The sequence below is a fragment of the Yoonia sp. genome, assembly GCF_046498525.1.
Classification (GTDB): domain Bacteria; phylum Pseudomonadota; class Alphaproteobacteria; order Rhodobacterales; family Rhodobacteraceae; genus Yoonia.
Genome location: NZ_JAWOAN010000066.1, coordinates 1 through 14,256, shown reverse-complemented (window position 1 = coordinate 14,256; position 14,256 = coordinate 1). Strand labels below are relative to the sequence as shown.

General features: G+C 60.5%; 14 protein-coding genes. 7 read left to right on the top strand and 7 right to left on the bottom strand.

Going from position 1 to position 14,256, the window contains the following annotated elements:
• The first annotated feature begins 15 nt into the window (after positions 1–15).
• A complete protein-coding gene (locus R6T97_RS04210; RefSeq protein WP_410348049.1) occupies positions 16–594 on the top strand; it encodes a TIGR02281 family clan AA aspartic protease in 579 nt (192 codons plus the stop codon).
• Between the two features lie 107 nt (positions 595–701).
• Here R6T97_RS04210 and R6T97_RS04205 read toward each other — a convergent pair whose 3' ends face one another.
• Positions 702–1,154: a DNA polymerase III subunit chi gene (locus tag R6T97_RS04205; RefSeq protein WP_410348048.1), complete on the bottom strand. Its 453-nt coding sequence runs from the start codon at positions 1,152–1,154 to the stop codon at positions 702–704.
• Between the two features lie 111 nt (positions 1,155–1,265).
• The gene (locus tag R6T97_RS04200) at positions 1,266–2,732 is read right to left on the bottom strand and encodes a leucyl aminopeptidase (RefSeq protein ID WP_410348047.1); all 1,467 of its coding nucleotides are present in this window, start codon (positions 2,730–2,732) and stop codon (positions 1,266–1,268) included.
• Between the two features lie 162 nt (positions 2,733–2,894).
• Between R6T97_RS04200 and lptF the strand changes: the two genes are divergently transcribed.
• From lptF to rsmA, 6 genes are read left to right on the top strand one after another with little or no spacing between them, the layout of a single operon-like run.
• A complete protein-coding gene (gene lptF / locus R6T97_RS04195; protein ID WP_410348065.1) occupies positions 2,895–4,013 on the top strand; it encodes an LPS export ABC transporter permease LptF in 1,119 nt (372 codons plus the stop codon).
• Positions 4,010–5,104, top strand: coding sequence for an LPS export ABC transporter permease LptG (gene lptG, locus R6T97_RS04190; protein WP_410348046.1), 1,095 nt, complete (start codon positions 4,010–4,012; stop codon positions 5,102–5,104). Before lptF ends, lptG begins: the two co-directional genes overlap by 4 nt.
• Positions 5,101–7,191: an LPS-assembly protein LptD gene (locus tag R6T97_RS04185; RefSeq protein WP_410348045.1), complete on the top strand. Its 2,091-nt coding sequence runs from the start codon at positions 5,101–5,103 to the stop codon at positions 7,189–7,191. The genes lptG and R6T97_RS04185 overlap by 4 nt, the downstream gene beginning before the upstream one ends.
• Positions 7,192–7,211: 20 nt before the next feature.
• Positions 7,212–8,432 carry a peptidylprolyl isomerase gene (locus R6T97_RS04180; protein ID WP_410348043.1) on the top strand — a complete coding sequence of 407 codons (1,221 nt, stop codon included), beginning with the start codon at positions 7,212–7,214 and terminating at the stop codon, positions 8,430–8,432.
• On the top strand, positions 8,432–9,388 hold the full coding sequence (pdxA, locus tag R6T97_RS04175) for a 4-hydroxythreonine-4-phosphate dehydrogenase PdxA (protein WP_410348042.1): 957 nt from the start codon (positions 8,432–8,434) through the stop codon (positions 9,386–9,388). The genes R6T97_RS04180 and pdxA overlap by 1 nt, the downstream gene beginning before the upstream one ends.
• Positions 9,375–10,217 carry a 16S rRNA (adenine(1518)-N(6)/adenine(1519)-N(6))-dimethyltransferase RsmA gene (rsmA, locus tag R6T97_RS04170; protein WP_410348041.1) on the top strand — a complete coding sequence of 281 codons (843 nt, stop codon included), beginning with the start codon at positions 9,375–9,377 and terminating at the stop codon, positions 10,215–10,217. Before pdxA ends, rsmA begins: the two co-directional genes overlap by 14 nt.
• 45 nt (positions 10,218–10,262) lie before the next feature.
• Here rsmA and R6T97_RS04165 read toward each other — a convergent pair whose 3' ends face one another.
• From R6T97_RS04165 to speB, 5 genes are all read right to left on the bottom strand, one after another.
• A complete protein-coding gene (locus R6T97_RS04165) occupies positions 10,263–10,820 on the bottom strand; it encodes a DUF4167 domain-containing protein (protein ID WP_410348040.1) in 558 nt (185 codons plus the stop codon).
• Between the two features lie 175 nt (positions 10,821–10,995).
• On the bottom strand, positions 10,996–11,847 hold the full coding sequence (gene prmC, locus R6T97_RS04160; protein WP_410348039.1) for a peptide chain release factor N(5)-glutamine methyltransferase: 852 nt from the start codon (positions 11,845–11,847) through the stop codon (positions 10,996–10,998).
• Positions 11,844–12,899 (bottom strand): peptide chain release factor 1, encoded by a 1,056-nt coding sequence (gene prfA / locus R6T97_RS04155; protein WP_410348038.1) that lies wholly within the window; start codon positions 12,897–12,899, stop codon positions 11,844–11,846. The genes prmC and prfA overlap by 4 nt, the downstream gene beginning before the upstream one ends.
• A gap of 19 nt (positions 12,900–12,918) precedes the next feature.
• Positions 12,919–13,350 carry a DUF1499 domain-containing protein gene (locus tag R6T97_RS04150; RefSeq protein ID WP_410348037.1) on the bottom strand — a complete coding sequence of 144 codons (432 nt, stop codon included), beginning with the start codon at positions 13,348–13,350 and terminating at the stop codon, positions 12,919–12,921.
• A gap of 59 nt (positions 13,351–13,409) precedes the next feature.
• Positions 13,410–14,256, bottom strand: an 847-nt coding sequence (gene speB, locus R6T97_RS04145) for an agmatinase (RefSeq protein WP_410348036.1), incomplete at its 5' end; no start/stop codon positions are given.

Genomic DNA, 14,256 nt, shown 5'->3' with positions numbered 1-14,256 from the left:
GCCTATATCACTGCAATGAGCACAGACCAAATCATGCAACTGACCTATCTGGTCCTGCTGGCTGCAGCCATCGGCGGCGCTGCCATTGTCGCGGGGCGCGGCAATATGGGCAAGATGGCACAGCAGGCGGCGATCTGGGTGCTGATCTTTGTGGGCATCATCGGTGCCTATGGACTGTGGGAGGACATCAGCAACGATGTGAACCCGCGTCAGGCAATCATCGACGACAGCACCGTCGCGGCCCCGCGCGGCAATGACGGGCACTATCATCTGACGCTTGATATCAACGGCGCCGCAATCGACTTTGTCGTCGATACCGGCGCCAGTCAGGTCGTCCTGTCCCAGCAAGACGCGGCGCGGATCGGCATTGATCCCGCGTCGCTCAACTTCTCGGGCATGGCCAATACCGCAAACGGTGTCGTCCGCACCGCACCGGTCATGCTGGAAAGGGTCGTTCTGGGCGGCATCACCGACCGCAATATTCCTGCGGTCGTGAACGGCGGCGCGATGGACGCATCCTTGCTGGGCATGACCTATCTGGGGCTTTACGACCGGATCGAGATTGCCGACGGGCAGTTGGTACTCAGCCGATGATCCGCGCGCTCGCCATTTTACTGCTTCTTTGCGCCTGCGCCCCGCAGCCATCCGCGCTGCCCGAAGACTTCGACGCAAGCTTTCAATTCTAGCGGCACCGCCCGCTTCTACTTCTCGGCCTTCTTGGTCCAGCGCCCGTCCGCTTGCGCCCAGTATTGCGCCGCGCAGCCCGCATCCGTCAGCATCTTCCATTGACCGCGTGCGACCTGCAGCGCGGCATCGTCATGGCCGTCAAACAGGATACAGGTCCGTTCCAGCGTGCTGACCTCCGCAGCGCTCACCTCTGCGCCGCCAACACTCATCACGCAGGCAAACCCGTCGCTGTGTCCATCTCCCAACAGCACCGGCTGATCGGCGTCATGCGGCCCACCGGCCATGCCATGGGGCAGAAACTGATCGTCAGCGCCCTGCCACAGCACATCATCCAGCCGCTTCAACAAAGCATCCTCGCGGCCCCGCACCAATATCCGCCACCCTGCGGCACGCGCCTTGCCGATCAGCATCGGCAAGGTCGCCTCCAGCGGGTTCTCCGTCAGATGATAGAAAAAAACTGCACCCATCACATGCTTCCCGATTTGTCGCGCATCAATGCCATGCTTCTCATGTTTGCAAATACCTTCGGGGGGCCCGGCACGGGCGGGGGCAGACAGCCCCCTCTGCCCTCTCCGGTTTTAAGCTTCGTATTTATCCGCGATCAGACGGTTCAGCGCCATCACACCCCACCCCGTCGCACCCGCAGGCGCAAGGCCCGTTTCCTTCTTCATACTCGCCGTGCCCGCGATATCGATATGCGCCCATGGCACATCCGCCTTCACGAACCGCTGCAGGAACTGCGCCGCCGTGATCGACCCCGCCATGCGCCCGCCGACATTCTTCATATCGGCAATCCGCGATTTCAGCAGATCGTCATAGGCAGGGCCCATCGGCATGCGCCACGCGCCTTCACCCTCGGATTTGGCAGCCTTCAGGAACGCATCGCTCAATTCATCGGAATTGGAAAACAACCCCGCGTTCTCGTGCCCCAGCGCCACAAGGATCGCCCCAGTCAGCGTGGCCAGATTGATCATGCCCACCGGTTTGAAACGTTCCTGCGCATACCACATCACATCTGCCAGCACCAAACGGCCTTCGGCGTCGGTGTTGATGATTTCGATGGTGTCACCCTTCATGGATTTTACCACATCGCCCGGACGCGTCGCGGTGCCCGAAGGCATGTTCTCGACCAGCCCGACAAGCCCCACGACATTGGCGCGCGCCTTGCGCAGCGCCAGCGTACGCATCACACCGGCCACAACGCCCGCACCGCCCATATCCATCGTCATGTCTTCCATGCCACCCGCAGGCTTCAGGCTGATGCCGCCCGTGTCAAAGACAACGCCCTTGCCCACAAGCGCAAAGGGCGCTTCCTGGCCGCCGCCGTTCCATGACATGACCACCACCTTAGAGGGGCTGTCAGAGCCTTGCCCGACACTCAGCAGGGTCCGCATGCCCAGTTTGGCCAGCGCGTCCTCTTCGAGGATCTCAACCTCCAGCCCCAGTTCCTGCATGGCGGCCAGACGTGCCGCAAAATCATCCGTGGTGAGCACATTCGCAGGTTCGTTGGTCAGGTCGCGGGTGAAAAAGACACCTTCGGCGATCGCCGCCATGGGTGCTGCCGACTTTGCAACCGCTTCGGGATTGGACACCATGAAGGTCACACCACCCGCAGCCTTGCCGTTCGCGGTCTTGTGGGCATCGAATTTATACCCCCGCAACGCAAGCCCGAGCGCGATTTCATCCGCCCGCGCAATTGTACCGGCCAAAATCAACAGGTCCTTGCCGTCCTGTGCCTTGGCCAGTTGCGCCCCTGCCTTGCGCGCCTCCTCGCTGCCAGGGCGGCGCCCCAGCTTGACGACGCAGACAGCCTCTGCCGCCATACCGCCGGGAAACCCCAGAGACGTCACGTCGCCTGCGTCCATCTTCTCGAACGCGGCACTGTCCAGAAACCGGGCCAGTGCTTTGCGTGTCAGCGTATTCACCTTGCGCGCACCAGCGTCCAGTTTGCCGTCTTCATCGACAAAAACCACCACCTTGCCCGTGGCATCGGCCACCTGATCGAGGTCGACATCTTTAAACTGGATTTCGGCAGGTGTGGTCATGATGGCTCCTGTTGGCATGTTTGGCTTTGCCGCGATACCTAGCCCGCGCCCGCCGCATTGACCAGATAGCTGTTCAATCCGCCGCAGGGTTAGGTTAGCTTGGCATCAAAGAAACCCGCAGGCACCGCAAAGGACATCCCGTTGGCGCGATTGGACAGATATATGTTGTCGCAGCTATTGGCGTTGTTCGGATTCTTCAGCCTTGTGCTGATCCTGATCTACTGGATCAACCGTGCGGTCGTCTTGTTTGACCAGTTGATCGCGGACGGGCAGTCGGCAGGCGTGTTTCTGGAGTTCACAGCCCTTTCGCTGCCATCGGTCATGCGGTTGGCGCTGCCGTTGGCGGCCTTTGCCGCTGCGGTCTATGTCACCAACCGCATGTCGACCGAATCGGAACTGACCGTGGTAAAGGCCACCGGCTATTCGCCTTTCCGCATCGCGCGACCGGTCTTGTATTTCGGCATGATTGTCGGGCTGATGATGTCGGCCCTGATGCATTTTCTGGTCCCGATAAGCAGCTCACGCCTTGACATGCGCGAGGCCCAAATCGCGCAGAACATCACCGCCCGTCTTTTGACCGAAGGGCAGTTTCTGGAGCCCGTCAACGGGGTCACATTCTATATCCGCGAAATCACCCCGACCGGTGAACTGCTGGACATATTCCTGTCTGACACCCGCTCAGAGACCGAACAGGTCATTTACACGGCCTCGCAGGCCTTTCTGGTCCGCGACGACGACACAACGCAGCTTGTCATGATTGACGGCATGGTCCAGACCCTGCGCGGCGAAAACCAGCGGCTTTTTACCACGCGGTTCAAGGATTTCGCCTACAACATCAGCAACCTGATCGGCGAGACGCGGATACAGGGCCGCAGGGATTCGCATCTTTTCACATGGGAATTGCTTAATCCGACGCCAGAACTGGCGGCCGAAACAGGGCGCAGTGCCGCCAGCCTGATTGCACGCGGGCATGACCGCTTCAGCCAGTCCATTCTGGGCGTTGTCGCGGCGCTGTTGGGTTTTTCTGCGCTCATGGTGGGCAGCTACAGCCGTTTCGGTGTCTGGAAACAAATCATCGGGGCCATCTTCCTGATCATCGTGGTCAAGGCCGTCGAAACAACAGGTCTGCGCCTTGCCCGTAGTGATCCGCAACTTTGGATCGTGGCCTATCTGCAAAGCGCCGTGGGTTTTGCGATGATCTGGTTTCTGCTGTTCTGGGCAGGCCGCCCCTATCTTTTCAAGCGGCGGCCGAAAGACCCCAAAGAGGTGCCGGCGTCATGATCCTGCACCGCTATTTCGCCAGTCGTTTCTTTCGCACCTTCATGGGGGTCGCAGTTGTCTTTTTTCTGATCATGCTTTCCGTCGATCTGCTCGATCAGCTGCGCCGGTTTGCAAGTGCGGATGCCACCTTCGGCGATCTGCTCGTGCTGAGCCTTCTCAACATTCCTAAGGCATATTATGCGATCCTGCCACTGATTATGATCCTTGCCACGATCGCCCTTTTCATCAGCCTGGCGCGGTCGTCGGAATTGGTGGTGACGCGGGCGGCAGGCCGGTCCGCGCTGAACTCGCTTCTGGCACCGCTGGCCGTTGCCCTGCTGATAGGGGTTTTCGCGGTTGGCGTGCTGAACCCCATTGTTGCAAGCACATCAAAGGAATTCGAATCCCGCAGCGATGCCCTGAGGGGCGACAGCTCTGTTCTTTCAATCGGCTCGTCCGGGCTTTGGCTGCGGCAAGGCACCGCTGCGGGGCAAACCGTGATCCGCGCGCAAAGCGCCAATCTGGACGGAACCCTGCTGACCGACGTGACCTTCCTGACCTTCGATCCCGATGGCACCCCCAGCACACGGGTCAATGCGGCATCGGCGGAACTTGTCACTGGCGCATGGGTTTTGCGGGACGCAAAGTCGTGGCAGCTTGCGGGTGTCACGACGCCCGAAGCAAACGCGCTTTTTCAGCCAGAGCTGACGATCCAGTCCACACTGACGCCCGACCAGATCCGCGACAGCTTTGGCACGCCCTCATCCATTCCGATCTGGGAATTGCCCAGCTTCATCGACCGGTTGCAAACAGCCGGATTTTCGGCGCAGCGCCATCTGGTCTGGTTTCACACCGAACTTGCGACGCCGGTCTTTCTGGTCTCCATGGTGCTGATCGGGGCCAGTTTCACCCTGCGCCACCAACGCGGCGGGCGCACAGGGCTGATGGTGATGTTCGCGATACTTCTGGCCTTCGTGATCTATTTCATTCGCAATTTCGCACAAGTGCTTGGTGAAAACGGCCAGCTTCCGGTGCTTTTGGCCGCTTGGGCGCCACCTTTGGCCGCGATCGGTATTTCGATGGGCTTCCTGCTGCACAACGAGGACGGATGATGCGGATTGCGTTGCTGATCATCCTTATGTGCTTTCCGGCACTTGCCGCTGCACAAAACGCGGCCACGCTGGTGGCGGACCGCGTTGAGCTGAACGGCCAGGACCAGCTCATCGCCAGTGGCAATATCGAAGTGCTGTTCGAAGGCAGCCGCCTGACTGCCAGCCAGATCATCTTTGACCAACCCAGCGACACGCTGCGCATCGTCGGCCCGATATTCATCCAGTCCAGCGATGGCACGGTGCTGACAGCCGACAGCGCCACGCTGGACCCGCGGCTTGAAAACGGCATTTTACAGGGCGCCCGCATCGTTCTGGATCAGCAGTTGCAACTGGCCGCCAATCAGATCGACCGGCGCGAGGGACGCTTTTCGCAACTCTACAAGACCGCTGCCACATCCTGCCGCGTCTGTGGTACGCGACCGCCGCTTTGGGAAATCAGGGCGGAACGCGTGATCCATGACGCGCAGGAACAGCAAATCTACTTTCGCAACGCGACATTCCGTGTGCGCGGTGTCCCTGTCTTCTGGTTGCCCCGGATGCGGCTACCCGATCCCGCGCTGGCGCGGTCGACCGGCCTGCTTGTCCCCGCGCAGCGCAATACCACGCAGTTGGGGTTCGGGCTCAAGCTGCCCTATTTCATCACGCTGGGGGACCACCGCGACATCACCGTGACACCCTATCTTGCGCAAGAAACGACAACGCTCGAATTGCGGTACCGACAGGCGTTCGCGACAGGCCGGATCACCGTGGAAGGTGCCGTCAGCGATGACACGCTGGTCAGCGCCAACAGATCATACCTCTTTGCCGACGGACGTTTCGATCTGAGCGACAACTACCAGCTGATCTTCGATCTCGAAACGGTCAGCGACAGGGCCTATCTGCTGGATTACGACTATGCCGACAAAGACAGGCTGGACAGCGCGATCAAGCTGCTCAAGGTCACCGATACCTCACTCTACGAAGCACGGCTGACCTACTACCAGACACTGCGCGACGACGAAACGAACGCGTCGCTGCCACCACTGATTGCGGACCTGACCTATGAAGCCAGCCATGCGCCCGCTTTCGGGGGCCTTCTGCGCTATGGAACTCGCATTGATCTGGCCTACCGCACCAGCGATACCGATGGCGACGTCGGGCGTGATGTCGGCAGCATGGGGGCCAGCGGAACCTGGACCGAAAGCTGGCAGTTGCCCTACGGACTGGTCGCGGATGCGCGGATGGGCCTGCGCGCCGATCTTTATTTTGTGGATGATGACAGCGCCTTTGCACAAGAAGACCTGCGCGTCGCCCCCGATGCGGGGCTGACCCTGCGCTGGCCGCTTGCGCGCCTTGGCTCCGGCGGAGCATCACATCTGCTGGAACCTGTCGTCAGCCTCAGCTGGTCCGACAGTTATGGCGGGACACCGCCCAACGAAGACAGCCTGCGCACAGAACTGGATCGGGGGAACCTGACAGCCACCTCCCGCTTTGCCGGTGAAGACCGGGTCGAAACGGGAATGCAGGCCGCAGCAGGCCTGACATGGACCCGCTTTGGCGCGCGCGGCCTGACATCCACGCTCAGCTTCGGGCGGGTTTTCCGGGAAAATGCGCAGGACGGTTTTACGGCAACCTCGGGTCTTGACGGGCGGCGATCAGACTGGCTCGTTGCAGGACAGGTGACAGCCCCGGGCGGTTTCCTGCTCGACGCGCGCAGCCTTTGGGACGACAACGCCGGGCTGACTGTGGCAGACAGCCGCGTGGCATGGCGAAACGATTGGGTGTCGCTGGGTGCCAACTACATCTGGCTGGGGCCGGACGCAGACGAGAACCGCAGCGAAACCATATCGGAATGGACGGTAGACGCTGCCTTTGTACTCAGCAACGCATGGACCTTCGAACTCGACGGGCGCTATGACGTGGCAGCCGACCGTGCGGTGCGTGGGGGCGTCGGCCTGGAGTGGCAAAACGAATGTGTGACCGTGAACGTTTCGGCCTCGCGCCGCTTTACCTCTTCCAGTACGGTTGATCCGACGACAACATTTGGGATAAGCGGCTCTATCGGGAGCTTCTCTACCGGAGGCTCCGCTACGGGATGCGGAAATTGAGACGAATGATGGGTATTGGGATGCGTAAAGGTTGGATTTTCGGTGTGGTTGCGGCCCTTTGCTTGGCGTTGGGCTTGCCTTCAAGCATGGTCGCCCAAGGCCAGTTGACGCCCGTCATCACAGTCAATGACCGCGTCATCACGCAATACGAACTTACCCAGCGCGCCCGCCTGCTCGAGGTATTCCGCACCCCCGGTGATCTGGACAAGGCAGCCCGTGAGGGCCTGATCGAAGATCGGCTGAAGCAGCAGGAAATGGCCCGTTTCGGTCTTGCAGTACCCCAAGAGGCCCTGCAGCAAGCCTTGGAAGATTTCGCCGCGCGCGCCAACCTGTCCCTGCCGCAGTTTACCCAAGTGCTCGCACAGAACGGCGTCGACTTTGCAACGCTAAGCGATTTCGTCGAAGTCGGCATTCTCTGGCGCGATTTCATCCGGTCGCGCTTCAACCGTCAGGTCACCATCACAGAGGCCGACATCGAACGCGCCATCGCGCAGCGCGGGAATACCGTTTCACAGCTTGAGGTGCTTTTGAACGAAATCATCATCGCCGCCCCGCCAGAGCGCGCGGCCGCGGCACGCAATGCTGCCGATCAAATCTCGCGGATGCGCTCTTTCGCCGAATTCGAAGCGGCAGCGCGTCAGGTGTCGGCACTGCCCTCGCGTGAGGATGGCGGACGGCTTGGCTGGCTGCCGATTGATAACTACCCCCCGCAACTGCGCGGTGTGATCCTTGATTTGCAACCCGGTGAAGTGACGGAACCCATTGAAATTCCCAACGGGATCGCCCTGTTCCAGCTGCGCGGCAAGCGTGAGGCGGTGCAGGCATCGCAAGCACCGCTGAGCATTGAATATGCCGCCTATTACATTCCGGGCGGCAAAACCGAAGCCGGATTGCGCCAAGCCGCCGAGGTACGCGATCAGGTCGACACCTGTGACGATCTCTATGGTGTCGCGCGCAACCAACCCGCCGAGATGCTGGACCGCCTGACAGAAAGCCCGTCAGCAATTCCTGACGAGGTCGCACTTGAACTGGCCCGCCTCGATCCCGGTGAAGTGTCCTACAACCTGACCCGCGACAACGGGCAAACGCTTGTTTTCCTGATGCTCTGCGCGCGCAATACCGCCGGTGCAGACGCGATCGATCCTGACGCCGTGCGCGGCCAGATCCGCAGCCAGCGCCTGACCGCCCTTGCCGATGCGCTGTTGGAAGACCTGCGGGCCTCTGCCGTGATCCGCCCCTGATGAAGCCCATCGCGATCAGTTGCGGCGAACCTGCGGGGATCGGGCCCGAAATCGCTGTTGCTGCATGGCAGGCCCTGAAAGGCGAAATACCGCTTTTATGGCTGGGTGATCCGCAGCATCTACCCGCGGGCACAGCCGTTCACGCAGCCACCGATCCTGCCGATATCCACCCGTTCAAGATGACCGTCCTTGCGCGCGATTTCGGCAGCCCCGCGAACCCCGGGCAACCGGACCCCACACATGCCAGCGGCGTGATTTCAGCCATCGCCGATGCGGTCGCACTGGTGCAATCGGGTGCTGCGCGCGCGCTCTGCACCGCGCCTATTCACAAGGCGGCGCTGATCGACGGCGCGGATTTCGCCTATCCGGGTCACACCGAATATCTGGCGGCTTTGGCGGGAACGGATCAGGTGGTCATGATGCTGGCCTGCGATGCGCTGCGGGTGGTGCCGACAACGATCCATATCCCCCTCGCGGCCGTGCCCGATACCCTGACAGCCAGCCTTCTGACCGACACGATGCTGATCACCCACGCCGCCCTGCGCCGTGATTTCGGCATCGCAAAACCACGCATCGCCGTGTCCGGCCTGAACCCGCACGCAGGCGAAAACGGCAAGATCGGTCGCGAAGAAATCGAGATGATCATCCCTGTCCTTGATGCGCTGCGCGCGCAGGGTATGGATATCACCGGACCGCTTTCTGCCGATACGATGTTCCACGCAGGCGCACGCAAGAATTATGATGTCGCCGTCTGCATGTACCACGATCAGGCCCTGATCCCGATCAAGACGCTGGATTTCTCGGGCGGGGTGAATGTCACGCTGGGCCTGCCCTTTATCCGCACGTCGCCCGATCATGGCACAGCCTTTGATATCGCAGGCAAAGGCATGGCAGATGCAACGTCGATGATCGCCGCCATCCGCATGGCCGCACAGATGGCCGATGCCCGTGATTGATGACCTGCCGCCCCTGCGCGAGGTCATCGCGACCCATGATCTGGCCGCCAAGAAATCGCTTGGCCAGAACTTCCTGCTGGACCTCAATCTCACAGCCAAGATCGCACGGCTTGCGGGCGATGTGTCGGGCGCTGACGTGCTTGAAATCGGGCCCGGCCCCGGCGGGCTGACGCGCGGATTGCTGGCCGAAGGGGCGCGCCGCGTGCTGGCCATCGAAAAAGACCCCCGCTGCCTGCCTGCCTTGGCCGAAATTTCTGCGGCCTATCCCGGCAGGTTGAAGGTGATCAACGGTGATGCGCTGGCCGTGAACCCGCTTGAGCACCTCGCTGCGCCGATCAAGATCGCAGCCAACCTGCCCTATAATGTCGGCACCGAATTACTGGTGCGCTGGCTGACGCCACCGGAATGGCCACCGTTCTGGAAAAGCCTGACTCTGATGTTCCAGCGCGAGGTCGCCCAACGGATCGTGGCCGCACCGGGCAGCAAGGCCTACGGGCGGCTGGCCCTGCTGGCCCAATGGCGCACCGATGCGAAAATCGTCATGGAACTGCCACCCGAAGCCTTCAGCCCGCCGCCCAAGGTCAATTCGGCCGTCGTGCATCTGACAGCCCTGCCCGCACCACGCTATCCCGCCGATCCGGGAACGCTGAACAAAGTCGTCGCTGCGGCCTTCAACCAGCGCCGCAAGATGCTGCGCTCCGCGCTCAAATCGGTCAGCCCCGATATCGAAGACCACCTGAACGCCGTCGGCATCAAACCGACAGAACGCGCCGAACAGGTCGACCTCGAGGCGTTTTGCGCACTCGCACGCCAGCTCGACGCTGGCTAACCTGAACCACAAACAAAAAGCCCTCCGAAATCGGAGGGCTTTGGTTTATTCGGCAGCTTCTGACGTGTTGCCCTCATCAGAGCTGGCACGCGGCTTGCGGGGCGCACGCGGCTTGCGCGGGCGCTTGGGCTTTTCTTCCGGCGTTTCGACCAATCCACTGTCCTGCTCGGCCTCTTGCACCTCGGGTTGTTCAGTGCTGGGCGGCTCATTTGACACGGCCTCTTGCGCTTTCAGGCGGTCCTGACGCTCACGGTCACGCTCGGCTTGCCGTTGGCGGTTCTGCTCTTCCTGCTCTTCGCGCTTGGAATCGACCTCGCGCTGCGCTTCGGCAAGCAACCGCGTGTAGTGCTCGGCGTGTTGGGCAAAGCTTTCCGCATCCACACGGTCGCCAGACAAAAAGGCGTCACGGTGAAGCTGGTTGTATTTCTCAATAATTTGCTGCGGGGTGCCGCGCACCTTTCCATCCGGACCGGAGCTTTCAAAAACCCGGTTAATGATGTTACCGCCCGATGGCCGGTTATTGCGGCTTTTGTTCCGCGACCGTGACTTCGTTGATCTCATAGATTTGCTTTCAAGCCTTTGGCTGTCGTTGCGCTGGGCCATGTCGCGCCTTATGCGCGTCTTGAAAATCTGGCCTTGCGATGTTTTGGCGACTTATCGGGGGGAGGTCAGTGTTGAGCCTCGCCCCATCCGATAAAACATGGATAAGCATGTGGACGAGGTCAGACAAGACCAAATTACGAAAAAATAGCTATTTCGTCTCAAAGCGTGGCGTTTCCTATTCAAAACCGGCTATTTGCCCTGTTACGACACGATCTCGACCATCAAGGTCGGGAATCACAAACACATCGCCAAAACCCTCAGCCGCCATCAGACCGCAAACGGCATGGCCCTGCGTCGCCCCGATCTCGCAGATCAGCCGACCACCGGGAACAAGCGCATGACGGGCTTGCGCAATGATCGTCCGGTATGCCGACAACCCGTCGGCCCCGTCCGTCAGCGCCATGCGCGGTTCCCACTCGCGCACGTCACGCGAAAGGCCCGCCATTTCCTCTGCCGCGATATAGGGCGGATTGGCCACGATCAGATCAAACGACGGTCTGATCGCCGCCATCCAGTCGCTTTGCACGAAGGTCGCCCTGTCATCGACACCGTGCCGTTGCGCATTGCGCAACGCGACCGCAAGCGCCGCCGGCGACGCATCACCACCGACCCCGACAGCTTGGGCGTTTTCCGCAAGCAGGGTCACCAGAATACACCCCGACCCCGTCCCAAGATCAAGGACCCGTGTGAACGGGACCCGCAGCGCCGCTTCGATCAGTGTTTCGGTCTCGGGGCGGGGGTCAAGCACATCCTTGGTCACCTCGAAGGTGCGACCATAAAATTCACGTGTCCCCACCAGATGCGAGACTGGTTCGAACTGTGAACGCCGCGCGATAAGCCTTTGAAAGCGCGCGGAAACGTCCTCGGAAACAGGTTCGGGCAGGATCAATGTCAACCGGCTGGAAGCAACCCCTGCTGCAAAGGCGAAAAGCTTGCGGGCATCGCGGGCCGCATCAGGAACACCTGCCCTTTTCAACTGCCCCGTCGCCGCAGCCAACAACTGGCTGCCGGTGACAGTCTGGCTCATGCGCCCATCTCGGCCAGTAGCGTGGCCTGTGCATCGGACTGCAAGGCGCTGATCACCTCGTCCAGATCGCCCTGCATCACTTGGCCCAGCGAATAAAGCGTCAGGTTGATCCGGTGATCTGTCATGCGCCCTTGGGGGAAATTATAGGTGCGGATGCGTTCAGACCGGTCGCCCGATCCGACCTGCGATTTCCGGTCTGCTGACCGCTCGCTGTCCACCCGCTGGCGTTCCAGATCGAAAAGCCGCGTTTTCAAAACCTGCATCGCGATCTCGCGGTTGCGGTGCTGGGATTTTTCGGAACTGACAACGATAATCCCCGTCGGTTCGTGCAAGATCCGCACCGCAGAATCGGTCGTGTTCACGTGCTGGCCACCGGATCCCGACGCGCGCATCGTATCAATGCGGATGTCCCCCGGATTGATCTCGATATCCACGTCTTCGGCTTCGGGCAGTACGGCAACCGTCGCAGCCGAAGTATGGATACGCCCGCCGCTTTCGGTTTCCGGCACACGCTGGACGCGGTGAACACCGCTTTCATACTTCATCTTGGCAAAGACGCCATCACCGACAACCCGTGCGACCACTTCTTTGACGCCGCCCAACTCGCTCAGGCTTTCTTCCAAAATCTCGAAGCGCCATCCCTGCTTTTCGGCATAGCGCTGGTACATGCGCAACAGATCGGCGGCAAAAAGCCCTGCCTCATCCCCGCCCGTCCCCGGTCTGATCTCCAACAGCGCGGGTCGCGCATCGGCGGAATCCTTTGGCAAGAGCGCAAGCTGCACATCATGCTCGGATGCTGCCAGGGCTGCCTTCAGCTCCGGCAATTCCGCCTCTGCAAGTTCCCTCAACTCCGGATCGTCCAGCATCGCCTCGGCATCGGCAATCTGGCTGAGAAGGTTCTTATAGGCGGTGACGGTTTCCACCACAGGGCGCAGGTCAGCGTATTCCTTGCCCAAGGCGGCAATGTCGTTGCTTGCGCTGCCATCGGACATTTTCGCCTCCAGAAACTGGAAGCGGTCAATCAGTTGTTCAATGCGTTCAGATGCGATCATGAGGCATGCAAGTGGCCGATCAAAGCGGCTCGGTCAAGGGGCCAAGCGTTTCCAGCCACCCTTCGATGCGCGCCCTGTTCACGCCCATATCGGAACCGCCAAAGCGCAAACGGCCATAGATCACCAAAAGATCACCCTGCACAGCAACGGTCGTATGGTCTGGAAACCCCCAGAAAAGCGAACGGGTCTGGAAAGTCAGCATACCTTCCGTGACACTTCCTGCCAGCAACGTCGTGCGCGGCGTGGCCAAAGCGCGTTGCTCGACCGCCATCAACACCTCTGACGCGGGCGCTGTGATCCGGCGCACAGCACGGAAACCGCCGTCTTCCGGAAAGTCGCCCGGCTCTGCCACGTCAGGCGTCTGGTGCCATTTCGCCGTATCAGTCGGCGCAAGCCGGACATAGGCCATCAGACCAAGGATCAGCACCACAAGGATGATCAAAATGCGCAAAAGGGTCTCCATCTGTGAATTGCAAAGTGTACGTACAGCTTCTGTACGCCATATGTACGCTATCTGTACGGCACCCCGGGCAGGATCGAGAGCATCTCGAACATCAGGTTCGCCCCGGTCAGCGCGGTATTGCCGGACGTATCATAGGGCGGTGATACCTCGACCAGATCGCAGCCCACGATATTCAGCCCCCGCAAACCGCGGATCAGTTCCATCGCCTGCGGCGTGGTCAACCCGCCGATTTCCGGTGTGCCGGTGCCGGGGGCATAAGCGGGATCAAGGCTGTCGATATCATAGCTGATATAACATGGCTGGTCGCCGATTTTCGCATTTATTTCAGCAGCTAAAGGTGAAAGCGACTTATGCCAAAGGTCAGGCGCAAGATACTGGTTGAACCCCCATCCTGCGGCCTCGGTAAAGTCATCAGCGGTATATCCCGTGCCACGCAAACCGATCTGGAACACCTTGTCCGGCGTGATAAGCTTTTCTTCATACGCACGGCGGAAAACAGTGCCATGGGTCTCGCGCTCACCGAACATATCCTCATTCACGTCGGCATGGGCATCGACATGCACCAGCGCCACCGGCCCATGCTTTTGTGCAACCGCGCGCAAGACCGGAAGCGTCAGTGTATGATCGCCCCCAAGGGTCATCGGGATAAAATCATGCTTGAGGTGTGTCGCGTAGGTTTCTGTAATCAAACGAATACTTTCACTAAGGGAAAAAGTATTGATCGCCACATCCCCAAGGTCCGCACATTGCAGCGCGTCAAAGGGCGCAGCACCTGTCTGGAGGTTATAGGGCCGGATCATCGCGGATTGCTCGCGCAGTTGTTTCGGCCCCATCCGTGTGCCTGACCGCCACGAGGTGCCGATATCCATCGGGATACCGATAAACCCCACATCA